This window comes from Salinicola endophyticus, assembly GCF_003206575.1.
GTDB classification, from domain to species: domain Bacteria; phylum Pseudomonadota; class Gammaproteobacteria; order Pseudomonadales; family Halomonadaceae; genus Salinicola; species Salinicola endophyticus.
The window spans coordinates 544,366-556,527 of the sequence record NZ_PZJO01000003.1; the positions used below are offsets into that span (position 1 = coordinate 544,366).

General features: G+C 66.6%; 10 protein-coding genes. 8 read left to right on the plus strand and 2 right to left on the minus strand.

All coding sequences use genetic code 11. The features are described 5' to 3' along the window. Window positions 1–241 precede the first annotated feature (241 nt). Both dctP and thiD read right to left on the minus strand, forming a co-directional pair. Window positions 242–1,285 carry a TRAP transporter substrate-binding protein DctP gene (gene dctP, locus DOM66_RS08995; RefSeq protein WP_110689918.1) on the minus strand — a complete coding sequence of 348 codons (1,044 nt, stop codon included), beginning with the start codon at window positions 1,283–1,285 and terminating at the stop codon, window positions 242–244. A 224-nt stretch (window positions 1,286–1,509) separates the two neighbouring features. Next, on the minus strand, window positions 1,510–2,355 hold the full coding sequence (gene thiD, locus DOM66_RS09000; protein ID WP_110689919.1) for a bifunctional hydroxymethylpyrimidine kinase/phosphomethylpyrimidine kinase: 846 nt from the start codon (window positions 2,353–2,355) through the stop codon (window positions 1,510–1,512). A 355-nt stretch (window positions 2,356–2,710) separates the two neighbouring features. Between thiD and DOM66_RS09005 the strand changes: the two genes are divergently transcribed. The 8 genes from DOM66_RS09005 (at window position 2,711) to nuoI (ending at window position 12,071) form a co-directional block, all read left to right on the plus strand. Beyond that, window positions 2,711–3,166 (plus strand): NADH-quinone oxidoreductase subunit A, encoded by a 456-nt coding sequence (locus tag DOM66_RS09005; protein ID WP_110674081.1) that lies wholly within the window; start codon window positions 2,711–2,713, stop codon window positions 3,164–3,166. 116 nt (window positions 3,167–3,282) lie between these two features. Beyond that, window positions 3,283–3,960, plus strand: coding sequence for a NuoB/complex I 20 kDa subunit family protein (locus tag DOM66_RS09010; RefSeq protein ID WP_035476123.1), 678 nt, complete (start codon window positions 3,283–3,285; stop codon window positions 3,958–3,960). An 88-nt stretch (window positions 3,961–4,048) separates the two neighbouring features. After that, window positions 4,049–5,830 (plus strand): NADH-quinone oxidoreductase subunit C/D, encoded by a 1,782-nt coding sequence (nuoC, locus tag DOM66_RS09015; protein WP_110674082.1) that lies wholly within the window; start codon window positions 4,049–4,051, stop codon window positions 5,828–5,830. Window positions 5,831–5,849: 19 nt separating this feature from the next. Continuing rightward, entirely contained in the window at window positions 5,850–6,353 is a 504-nt protein-coding gene (gene nuoE, locus DOM66_RS09020; RefSeq protein ID WP_110689920.1) for an NADH-quinone oxidoreductase subunit NuoE, read from the plus strand. A 31-nt stretch (window positions 6,354–6,384) separates the two neighbouring features. Next, window positions 6,385–7,725, plus strand: a complete 1,341-nt coding sequence (nuoF, locus tag DOM66_RS09025; protein ID WP_110674084.1) for an NADH-quinone oxidoreductase subunit NuoF — start codon at window positions 6,385–6,387, stop codon at window positions 7,723–7,725. Between the two features lie 15 nt (window positions 7,726–7,740). After that, on the plus strand, window positions 7,741–10,530 hold the full coding sequence (nuoG, locus tag DOM66_RS09030) for an NADH-quinone oxidoreductase subunit NuoG (RefSeq protein WP_110689921.1): 2,790 nt from the start codon (window positions 7,741–7,743) through the stop codon (window positions 10,528–10,530). Further along, the gene (gene nuoH / locus DOM66_RS09035; protein WP_110689922.1) at window positions 10,527–11,510 is read left to right on the plus strand and encodes an NADH-quinone oxidoreductase subunit NuoH; all 984 of its coding nucleotides are present in this window, start codon (window positions 10,527–10,529) and stop codon (window positions 11,508–11,510) included. Before nuoG ends, nuoH begins: the two co-directional genes overlap by 4 nt. 12 nt (window positions 11,511–11,522) lie before the next feature. Continuing rightward, on the plus strand, window positions 11,523–12,071 hold the full coding sequence (gene nuoI / locus DOM66_RS09040; RefSeq protein WP_110689923.1) for an NADH-quinone oxidoreductase subunit NuoI: 549 nt from the start codon (window positions 11,523–11,525) through the stop codon (window positions 12,069–12,071). Window positions 12,072–12,162 lie beyond the last annotated feature (91 nt).

Below are 12,162 nucleotides of genomic sequence, written 5' to 3' on the forward strand. Positions count from 1 at the left end.
TGGCCCCAGGCGGCCCGACCCGGCAGCAAGGGCGCCCGGGCGGGGAGACAGGGCGAGCCTGAGGCCGGCGGCGGGGGCTGCGGAGAGACCGGGAGATACAGGGGGAGTCAGCAGGATGAGATGGTAAGTTGAGGCCGCAGGAAAAGCGCCCCGCCAGCATGATGCTGGCGGGGCGCTTTCGGTTTCGGCTTGCAGAGTAGCGAGGGCCGGGCGCTCAGGCGAGCGCCCGGCGACGGGTCGATCAGCTGCTCTGGCTGTCGCCGTCCGACTTGTCGCCGCGCGCTTTTTCCTGCTCGAGCAGAATGTCCAGCGCCTTGCCACCACGCTCGCCGACCAGATTGACGAAGTCGTCGCGGATCGGCTTGGCGAGCTTGCGGAACTCGTCGCGCTGCGCCTGATCGAGACGAATGATCTTGATGTCACTCTTGTCTTCGATGGTCTTCAGACGATCCTGGTTGAGCTGCTTCTGGATCTCGTCACCTTTCTTGACCATCTCGTGGATGGTGGTGTCGAGCAGCTTGCGCTGATCGTCGGAGAGGCCGTCGTACCAATCTTCGTTGGCGATCAGGTTGGCGATGAACTGCGACTGCTCGGCGAAGATCATGTAATCCTGAACTTCGTAGAAGCCCATGTTCTCGTGGGCCCAGACCGGCTGGATGTTGCCCTCGGCCTGACCCTGCTGCAGGGCGCTGTAGAGCTCGCCGTAGGCGATGGTGATGGGCGAGGCACCGTAGGCCTGATAGGTCGCGCGCAGCAGGCTGTTGTCCATCACTCGGATCTGCAGCCCCTTCATGTCCGCCGGGGTGTGGATGGCCTTGTTGGCGGTCCACACCTGATAGCCCTCGGGCAGTGCCGCCAACGGTACCAGCCCACGTGTGCGGAAGGACTGCTGCCAGGCATCGCTCTTCATGAAGGCGTCGGAGTTGAGGATCTCGGCCGTCTCCAACTGGTCGTTGGGCATGACGTAGTTGAGGCTCATCAACTGGCTCTCGGGCACCGTGCCGCCGAGGAAGCCCGAGCCGAAGGAGAGCGGGATGGAGCCGTTCTGGATGGCATCGTAGAGCGTCGAGTAGCTCGACCCCCAGACGCCGTAGGGCAGGATCTGTACGGTGATATCACCGTCGCTCTTCTTTTCGATGAGCTGCTTGAAAGCCTGCGCGTATTCGTACTGCACGCTGCCTTCCGTCTCTTCGAGGCCGAACCGCCAGGTGTCGGCGAGGGCTACCGAAGCGCTGCCCATCATGCTCAGGGCAAGAATACCGGTGGCGATCTGTCGCGTTTGCATACGGATACCTCAAGTAGGTCGTTGTATTTAATCGTTCTTTCAATCCCATTTCAGAAGATAACAGGAAGCCCGGAGTGTCAAATTGCGTGACGCCAAGGTGGCTTCCCGTGATCGCGCCGTTTCACTGTATCACGTTAGCCGTTATCTGCCGGTCGTGCCCGGTGACCCCCTCGGGGCGTGCCACGGCGCCCGAATCCGGCGTTACCACCAGGCGTGAAAAGACGTTACCACCAGGCGTGGAAATGGTGCGGCGGCCCCTTGCCTTGACCCACGTCGAGACGCTCGCCCGCCGCCAGGGCCGCGTGCAGCCACTGCTTTGCGGCCTCGATGGCGCTCTCCACCCGGGGCTCCGGGCAGGCCGTCGCGAGCTCGCCTGTCGTGCTCGCCCGGGCCAGCTCGGCGGCGATCGCCGAGGAGAGGGCGCAGCCCGCGCCATGTAGGTTGCGCGTCTCCAGCCGCGGCGCGTCGAGCCAGCGGCTGCCGTGGGGTGTCCATAGCAGGTCGGGGCAGCGCGCCTGGGCCAGGTGGCCACCCTTGAGCAGACCATAGGGGGCGCCGAGCGCGGCCAGCTCATCGAGCAGCGCCTCCATGTCCGCGGCCGAGCGTGGTGTGTCGCGGCCGAGCAGGGCGGCGGCTTCCGGTAGGTTGGGGGTGATCACGTCGGCCAGCGGTACCAGGATGTCGCGTACCGCGGCCAGCCCGGCGTCGTCGACCAGGCGGTCGCCGCTCTTGGCCACCATCACCGGATCGAGCACGATCCAGCGCGGGCGTCGTGCGGCGAGCCCGGCGGCCAGGGTTTCGGCCACCTCGCGGCTGGTGACCATGCCGATCTTGACCGCGTCGATGGCGACGTCGTCGAGCAGGTTGTCGAGCTGGGTGCGGATCATCGTCGCGGAGACCGGCTCCACCCGCGCGACGCCACAGGTGTTCTGGGCGATGACCGCAGTGATCACGCTGGTGGCGTAGGCACCGAGGGCGGAAAAGGTCTTGATGTCAGCCTGCAGACCGGCACCGCCGGAGGGGTCGGAGCCGGCGATGGTGAGGACATTGGGAGGGCGGGAAAAAAGCATGTCGGGTCGTTGCAACAGTGGCTAAAAGGTCTAGCCTAAGGTAAAGCAAATCGCGGCATGGCCGATAGATCGCTTGTTCCCGGAGTCTGTCGTCCAGAGCATGCGCCGACGCAAGAGCGTGCCCACCAGCGTCACCAGCCGTACCGTGATGGCCGCCGTCGAGGCGTGCTCGAGTCGTTTGCGAGGTCTTTTGACAGTTTTGCAATTGGACGAATTAGCAAGCTGACGCCACCGTGGAATGGGCGTAAAGTAGTAAAATTACGAACACGCACGTGCTTGCCCGCGCGCCGTTCGGTCAGTCATATCACCCCGCCATTGCCGGCGTGTGCCGCATGGCCTTCGTGTGAGGGAGCACATGTCCGACCAAGTCACCGCCTGGATCGCTGAATATTGGGCCACGGGGCTTTTCGTGGTCGCGGTCATCGCACTGTGTGGCTTCATGATCGGTGCCGCCAGCCTGCTCGGTGGCAAGAGTCACGGACGCAGCAAATCCCTCCCGTTCGAATCCGGCATCGTCGGTACCGGCAGCGCGCGCCAGCGCTTCTCGGTCAAGTTCTACCTCGTCGCCATGCTCTTCGTGATTTTCGATATCGAGGCCGTCTACCTGTTCGGCTGGGCCGTCTCCGTGCGTGAGGTGGGCTGGACGGGATTCGCCGCGGCGGCGGTATTCATCCTCATTCTACTGGCAGGCCTGGTCTACGACGCCCGCGTCGGCGCCCTCGACTGGGCGCCGCGCAAGCGTGGGCGCGAAGACGCGCCGCGTGCCCGCGAGCTGTCTGCCGTGCCCGGTGCCGAGCGCCATGCGCGCTGAACCGGGCGAGAACGACCGCGTGAACGGTCGTCGATCAACGATTATTCGGCATGCCGGCGTCCTGACCGGCCGACATGCCCATGACCGCTACTTTATCTGGCTTGTCGAGGCTGACCATGCAATACACCCTGACCCGAGCGGAGGGAGGCGACACCGCGTCTGATCGCTATCCTCTCGATCAACGCCAACGCGTCGACGACCCCATGCGTGAACAGGTTCATCGCAACGTGTTCATGGGCAAGCTCGAAGACGTCCTCAACTCGGCGGTGAACTGGGGCCGCAAGAACTCGCTGTGGCCCTACAACTTCGGCCTCTCCTGCTGCTACGTGGAGATGACCACGGCGTTCACCGCGCCCCACGACGTCGCCCGCTTCGGCGCCGAGGTCATTCGTGCCTCCCCGCGCCAGGCCGACTTCATGGTCATCGCTGGTACCTGCTTCATCAAGATGGCGCCCGTCATCCAGCAGCTCTACGACCAGATGCTCGAGCCCAAGTGGGTCATCTCGATGGGCTCCTGCGCCAACTCCGGCGGCATGTACGACATCTATTCGGTGGTTCAGGGTGTGGACAAGTTCCTGCCCATCGATGTCTATGTGCCCGGCTGCCCGCCCCGCCCGGAGGCCTTCCTGCAAGGGCTGCAGCTGCTCCAGGACTCGATCCAGGAAGAGCGGCGCCCGCTCTCCTGGGTGGTTGGCGACCAGGGCGTCTACCGCGCGGAGATGCCCTCCCAGCGCGAGAAGCATCGCGACCGGCGGATTGCGGTCAAGGAGCTGCGGACCCCGGACGGCATCTAGGCGACGCCTGGCGTGCATCACTGACGCTGATTTTCGTGGCCATCGCTGAGATGACCGTTGGTTGATCTATCTACCGGGACCGCCTGCCATGACCGCAGCCGATGACACCATGAATTCCCGTGCCACCGCGCCCGCCGCCGACGTGGTGGCGGAGCTTTGCCGGCACTTCGGCGACGCCGTGTTCACGCCGCAGGAGACGCTCACCGGCATGCCGGTGGTCTGGGTCGCCCGCGAGCGCCTGCGCGAGGTGCTCGAGCGCCTGCGCCGGCTCGAGGGCCCGTTCTCGATGCTCTTCGACCTGAGCGCGGTCGACGAGCGTCTGCGCACTCACCGCCGCGGCCTGCCGCCGGCGGACTTCACCGTCTTCTACCAGCTGCTCTCGGTGGAGCGTAACGCCGACATCATGCTCAAGGTGGCGCTCTCCGAGCGCGATCTGACGCTGCCCTCGATCAGCGATATCTTCCTCAACGCCAACTGGTACGAGCGCGAGGTCTTCGACCTTTTCGGCATCCACTTCAGCGGCCACCCGCATCTGACCCGGATCATGATGCCGCCGACCTGGAGCGGCCATCCGCTGCGCAAGGACTACTCTGCCCGCGCCACCGAGTTCGACCCCTATACCCTGACCGTCAAGGGCCAGGAGGTGGAGCAGGAGGCGCTGCGCTTCGACCCCGAGGCGTGGGGCATGCGGCGCCAGGGCGAAGAGACCGAGTTCATGTTCCTGAACCTCGGGCCCAACCACCCCTCGGCCCACGGTGCCTTCCGCATCGTGCTGCAGCTCGACGGCGAGGAGGTGGTCGACTGCGTGCCGGACATCGGCTATCACCACCGCGGTGCCGAGAAGATGGCCGAGCGCCAGTCGTGGCACAGCTTCATCCCCTATACCGACCGTATCGACTACACCGGCGGGGTGATGAACAACCTGCCCTACGTGCTGGCGGTGGAGAAGCTGGCCGGCATCACCGTCACCGATCGCGCCAAGACCATCCGCGTGATGATGGCGGAGATGTTCCGCATCAACAGCCACCTGCTGTTCCTGGGGACCTATCTGCAGGATCTGGGGGCGATGACCCCGGTCTTCTTCACCTTCACCGACCGCCAGAAGGCCTACGAGGTGATCGAGGCGATCACCGGGTTCCGCATGCACCCGGCGTGGTATCGCATCGGCGGTACCGCCCACGACCTGCCCCAGGGCTGGGACAAACTGGTGCAGGGCTTCGTCGACTGGATGCCCAAGCGTCTGGCCGAGTACGAGAAGGCGATGATGGACAACGCCATCGTGCGCGACCGCACCCGCTTCGTCGCTGCCTTCAATACCCGCGAGGCGCTCGACTGGGGCGTTACCGGCCCCAATCTGCGGGCCACCGGTCTCGACTTCGACCTGCGCAAGAAGCGTCCCTACTCCGGCTACGAGAACTTCGACTTCGAGGTGCCCACGGCGGCCAATGGCGATGCCTTCGACCGTGGCATGATGCGGATCGAGGAGATGCGCCAGAGCGTGCGCATCCTCAAGCAGTGCATCGATCACATGCCCGCCGGCGACTACAAGGCGGACCATCCGCTGACCACGCCGCCGCCGCGGGAAAAGATGCTGCAGCACATCGAGACCCTGATCACCCACTTTCTGCAGGTCTCGTGGGGTCCGGTGCTGCCGGCCAACGAATCCTTCCAGATGATCGAGGCGACCAAGGGCATCAACAGCTACTACCTGACCAGCGACGGCAGCACCATGAGCTACCGCACCCGGATTCGCACGCCGAGCTTCCCCCATCTGCAGCAGATTCCGGCGGTGATGCGCGGCGGTTTCGTGCCGGACCTGATCGCGCATCTGGGCAGTATCGACTTCGTCATGGCCGACGTGGATCGGTGAGGCCGCTGGAGAGACCGTTATGACGCAACATACAGCCACCATCGCCAGCGACGCCTTCGCCCTCGACCCCGCCGACCGTGCGGCGATCCTCGAGGAGCGGGCGCACTACCCCTATCCGCAGGCGGCCAGCATCGGGGCGCTCAAGATCGTCCAGCAGCGCCACGGCTACGTGCCCGACGGCGCGATCCCGGCAATCGCCGAGACCCTGGGCATCGGGGTCGCCGACGTCGAGGGCGTGGCCACCTTCTACAGCCTGATCTTCCGTCAGCCGGTGGGGCGCCACGTGATTCTGATCTGTGACAGCAGCTCGTGCTTTCTCACCGACTACGAGCAGCTGCGCGATGCGCTGATCGACCACCTTGGCATCCAGATGGGCCAGACCACGGCGGACGGGCGTTTCACCCTGCTGCCGGTGTGCTGCCTGGGGGCCTGCGACCGCGGGCCGACGCTGCTGATCGGCGAGGACCTGCACGGCCCGGTCACCCCCGAGGCGCTGCCGGCCCTGCTGGAGGCCTACGCATGAGCCCGATGCCCAAGACGCGGGAGAATCCGAGATGAGCCGCATTCTGCAGCCGGCCAGCGAACGCCGTGCCGAGACCCATCCGCTGACCTGGCGTCTGCACGACGACGCCAGCCCAGTGCTGTTGGCCGAGTATCGCGATACCGGCGGCTACGCCGCGGTGGCCAAGGCGCTGGAACAGCACACCTACGAGAGCCTCACTGCCGAGGTGAAGAGTGCCAACCTGCGAGGGCGCGGCGGCGCCGGCTTCTCCGCCGGCATGAAGTGGAGTCTGACCGCCAAGGGCGACGACGTGCCGCGCGGCTATATCGTCTGCAACGCCGACGAAATGGAGCCGGGTACCTTCAAGGATCGCCTGCTGATGGAGCAGCAGCCGCACCTGCTGATCGAAGGCATGATCCTGGCCGGCTACGCCAACCGCTCGAAGCAGGGCTATATCTTCCTGCGCGGCGAGTATCACCGCGCTGCCGCCTCGATCCTGCGCGCGCTCGACGACGCGCGGGCCGATGGCTGGCTGGGCGCAGACGTTCGCGGCAGCGGTTGGGACTTCGATATCGCCCTGCACACCGGTGCCGGGCGCTATATCTGCGGCGAAGAGACCGCGCTGATCAACTCGCTGGAGGGCAAGCGCGCCAACCCGCGGGCCAAGCCGCCCTTCCCGGGGCAGTCCGGCGCCTGGGGGCTGCCCACCGTGGTCAACAACGTCGAGACCCTGTGCAACGTGCCGGGCATCGTCAACCACGGCGCCGACTGGTTCCAGGCGCTCTCCGGCGAGCGCAGCAGTGACGGCGGTACCAAGCTCTACGGCGCTTCGGGCAAGGTCCAGCACCCGGGGCTGTGGGAGCTGCCGATGGGTACCACCGGGCGTGAGCTGTTCGAGCTCGCCGGTGGCATGCGCGATGGACTCACGCTCAAGAGCTGGCTCCCCGGTGGTGGCAGTACCGGCTTTCTGCTGCCGGAGCACCTCGATCTGGCGCTCGACTTCGACACCATCGGCAAGACCGGCAGCCGCCTCGGCACCGGGTTGATCACCGTGGTTGCCGACGACCAGAGCATGGTCTCGTTGACCCGCAACCTGGAGGAGTTCTTCGCCCGCGAGTCCTGCGGCTGGTGCACCCCGTGCCGCGACGGCCTGCCGTGGAGCGTCAAGCTGCTGCGCGCGCTGGAGGCGGGTGCGGGCGAGCCCGGCGATATCGAGCTGCTCGAGCAGATGGCGCGGGACCTGGGCCCCGGCAAGACCTTCTGCGCTCATGCGCCAGGCGCGGCGATGCCGCTTTCCTCGGCGATCCACTATTTCCGTGACGAGTTCGAGCGCGGCATCACCCGGCCCCGGGGCGAAGCGCACGCGGACCCGATTCCGGTCGGCAGCATCTAGGAGGCGCGTGACGCTATGGCCACCATTCATGTCGACGGCAACGACTACGAGGTCGAAGACAGCGACAACCTGCTCCACGCCTGTCTCTCGCTGGGCCTGGACATCCCCTATTTCTGCTGGCATCCGGCGATGGGCAGCGTGGGGGCCTGCCGCCAGTGTGCGGTGAAACAGTACAAGGACGCCGACGACACCCGCGGCATGCTGGTGATGTCGTGCATGGCGCCGGTGAAGGATGACGCCTATATCTCGATCGACGACGAGGAGGCCAAGGCCTTCCGCGAGACGGTGATCGAGTGGCTGATGGTCAACCACCCGCACGACTGCCCGGTGTGCGAGGAGGGAGGCCACTGCCACCTGCAGGACATGACGGTGATGACCGGCCACGACCGGCGCCGCTACCGCTTTCGCAAGCGCACCCACCGTAACCAGTACCTGGGGCCCTTCGTCGCCCACGAGATGAACCGCTGCATCACCTGCTACCGCTGCGTGCGCTTCTACAAGGACTACGCCGGCGGCGAGGATCTCGGCGCCTTCGGTGCCCACGACAACGTCTATTTCGGGCGCTATGAAGAGGGCACCCTGGAGAGCGAGTTCTCCGGCAACCTCACCGAGGTGTGTCCGACCGGGGTGTTCACCGACCAGACCCACTCCGATCACTACACCCGCAAGTGGGATCTGCAGTTCGCCCCCAGCATCTGTCATCAGTGCGCCAGCGGCTGCAACATCAGCCCCGGCGAGCGCTACGGTGATATCCGGCGCATCGAGAATCGCTACAACGGTGACGTCAACCGCTACTTCCTGTGCGACCGTGGTCGCTTCGGTTACGGCTACGTCAACCGCAAGGATCGTCCGACCCGGCCCGAGCTGTTCCAGCGCAGCCAGCGCGGCGTTGCCGCCCAGGGCGTGACCCTGATGGAGGTCGACGAAGCGCTCGACCGTGCCGCCGACGCGCTGCGCGGCGCCACCCGTCTGATCGGTATCGGCTCGCCCCGGGCCAGTCTCGAGAGCAACCACCGCCTGCGCGAGCTGGTCGGTGCGGATCGCTTCTCCACCGGTATCGAGGCCGGTGAGCTCGAGCGGCTGCGGCGCATGGAAGCGCTCAACCGCGACAGCGGCGTGGCCACGCCGAGCCTGCGCGAGATCGAAGCGTGCGATGCGGTGCTGGTGCTGGGCGAGGACCTGCTGCAGAGCGCCGCGCGACTCGCGCTGTCGGTGCGCCAGGCGGTGCGCGGCAAGGGCGTCGAGCTGGGCGCCGAGCGCGGCATCCCCGAGTGGAACGCCGAGGCGGTCAAGACCATTGCCCAGGACGCGGCCCATCCGCTGTTCCTGGCCACCCCGGAAGCGACCAAGCTCGATGCCATCGCCACCCGCACCCGGCGTGCGGCACCCGACGACATCGCGCGACTGGGCTTCGCCGTGGCCCACGCCCTCGACCCCACCGCACCGGCGGTGGGGGGCCTCGATGACGACACCCAGGCCCTGGTCGGTGAGATCGCCGATGCGCTGCTGGCCGCCGAGCGGCCGCTGGTGATCGCCGGTGAGGCGCTCGCCTCGCTGGCGGTGATCGAGGCCGCGGGCAACGTGGCCCGGGCCCTGGCGCGGCGGCAGAAAGCCGGCGCCGGGCTCACCCTGGTGCGCCGCGAGGCCAACAGTGTCGGCCTCGGCATGCTCGGCGGCGAGTCCCTGGATTGGGCCCTGGCCCAGCTCGAGCAGGGCGATGCCGACGGCGTGGTGATTCTGGAGAACGATCTCTATGCGCGGCTGCCGGCGGCGAAGATCGACGCCGCACTGGATCGGGCCAGCGCGGTGGTGGTGATCGACCACCAGCGCACCCCGACCTGGGAGCAGGCCGACATCGGCCTGCCGGCGGGTACCTTTGCCGAGAGCGATGGCACCCTGGTCAGCCTGGAAGGCCGCGCCCAGCGCTTCTACCAGGTCTTCGACCCGAGCTATTTGCGTCCCGATACGCGCATCCGCGAGAGCTGGCGCTGGCTGCACGCGCTGCAGGCGACCCTCGAGCGCCAGCCGGTGACCACGATACTGCTCGACGATCTGACCGAGGCGGTTGCCGGCGACATGGCCGCCTTCGCTCCGCTGCACCACGCCATGCCCGAGGCCCAGTTCCGTATCCACGGTCTCAAGCTGGCGCGGGAACCGCACCGCTACAGCGGGCGCACCTCCATGCGCGCCAACCTGGATGTCAACGAGCCGCGGGCGCCGGTGGATCTGGATACCCCCTTCGCGTTCTCGATGGAGGGCTACGCCGGCTACCGCGAGCCGCGCCGCGAGGTGCCTTTCGCCTGGGCCCCGGGCTGGAACTCGCCGCAGGCGTGGAACAAGTTCCAGGACGAGGTCGGTGGCCACCTGCGCGCAGGCGACCCGGGCGTGCGACTGTTCCGGGATGCGGCTGCGACCCGCGATGAGGCGAGCTACTGTGACCGGATCCCCGCGGCCTTCGCCCCGCGCGACGGCGAGTGGCAGATGATCGCACTGCCGCAGCTGTTCGGCGGCGACGAGACCTCGCGCCGCGCCGAGCCGATCCAGGCACGCATGGCGCCGCCGGCGGTGACGCTGAACGACGACGACGCCGCGGCGCTGGGCATTGCCGCCGGCGACCCGGTGGCGGTGAGCCTCGACGATACCCGGGTCACGCTGCCGGCACAGCTCGGACGTGACCTGCCACGGGGTCTGGTGGCACTGCCCCAGGGCACGCTCGAGCCGCTGGTGGGGGCGTTGCCCGCCGCGCTTGGCTGGGGGCGTATCGCCCTCGACACCTCGGCCGCTGATGGGGAGGCGCGCGCATGAGCTGGTGGACACCTCAGGTCGAGGCGAGCCTGATCGCGGTCATCCAGGCGGTGGTGATCCTGCTCGCGGTGGTGATCTCCGGGGCGCTGCTGAGCATGATCGAGCGGCGTCTGCTGGCGCTGTGGCAGGATCGCTACGGTCCCAACCGGGTCGGCCCCTTCGGGCTTCTGCAGATCGCCGCCGACATGCTCAAGATCTTCTTCAAGGAGGATTGGATCCCGCCGTTCGCCGATCGCACTTTCTTCGTGCTGGCGCCGGCCATCGCCATGGCGTCGCTGCTGCTGTCGTTCATGGTGATCCCGATCACCCCGAGCTGGGGCGTGGCGGATCTCAACATCGGTATCCTGTTCTTCTTCGCCATGGCCGGCATCAACGTCTATGCGGTGCTCTTCGCCGGTTGGGCCAGCGGCAACAAGTACGCCCTGCTGGGGGCGCTGCGTGCTTCGGCGCAGACGCTCTCCTACGAGGTCTTCATGGGCCTGGCGCTGATGGGCATCGTCGCCATGACCGGCTCGTTCAACATGCGCGACATCGTCAACGCCCAGGAGAACCTGTGGTTCATCGTGCCGCAGTTCTTCGGGTTCTGTACCTTCGTCATCGCCGGCATCGCGGTCACCCACCGCCATCCGTTCGATCAGCCGGAGGCGGAGCAGGAGCTGGCCGACGGCTACCACATCGAGTATTCGGGGATGAAGTGGGGCATGTTCTTCGTCGGCGAGTACATCGGCATCGTGCTGATCTCGGCGCTGCTGGTGACGCTGTTCTTCGGCGGCTGGCACGGGCCGCTGCTGCCGCCGATCGTCTGGTTCCTGCTCAAGACGGTGTTCTTCGTCGTGCTGTTCGTGCTGCTGCGCGCGGCGCTGCCGCGGCCACGCTACGACAAGGTGATGAGCTTCGGCTGGAAGGTCTGCCTGCCGCTGACGCTGATCAATCTGCTGGTTACCGGGGCGATGATTCTGCTCATCGACCCGAGCACATAAGGGAGGGAGCTCATGCTGAGTCAGATCAAGAAGATCGTCACCGGTACCGGGACGCAGCTGCGCACCCTGTGGATGGTGTTCAGCCACGCCTGGCGCAAGCGCGAGACGCTCTCGTATCCCGAGGAGCAGGTCTATCTGCCGCCGCGCTACCGCGGGCGTATCGTGCTCACCCGCGACCCCGACGGTGAGGAGCGCTGTGTTGCCTGCAACCTGTGTGCGGTGGCCTGCCCGGTGGCGTGCATTTCGCTGCAGAAGGGCGAACGCGACGACGGCCGCTGGTACCCGGAGTTCTTTCGCATCAACTTCTCGCGCTGCATCTTCTGCGGCATGTGCGAGGAGGCGTGTCCGACCTCGGCGATCCAGCTGACGCCGGACTTCGAGATGAGCGAGTTCAGACGTCAGGAGCTGGTCTACGAGAAGCAGGATCTGCTGATCGACGGGTCGGGCAAGGATCACAACACCAACTTCTACCGTGTCGCCGGGCTATCTATCGCGGGCAAGGACAAGGGGCAGGCGCAGAACGAGGCCGAGCCGATCGATGTGAAGTCGCTGCTGCCGTGAGGCGTTGTCCACGCGCTGCCGTGCGTCGGCCGGTGGCGGGCGTGGCGAGTCGCGCCAGCGCCGCTGAGCGGGACGCTGCGGGGCAGGCGAG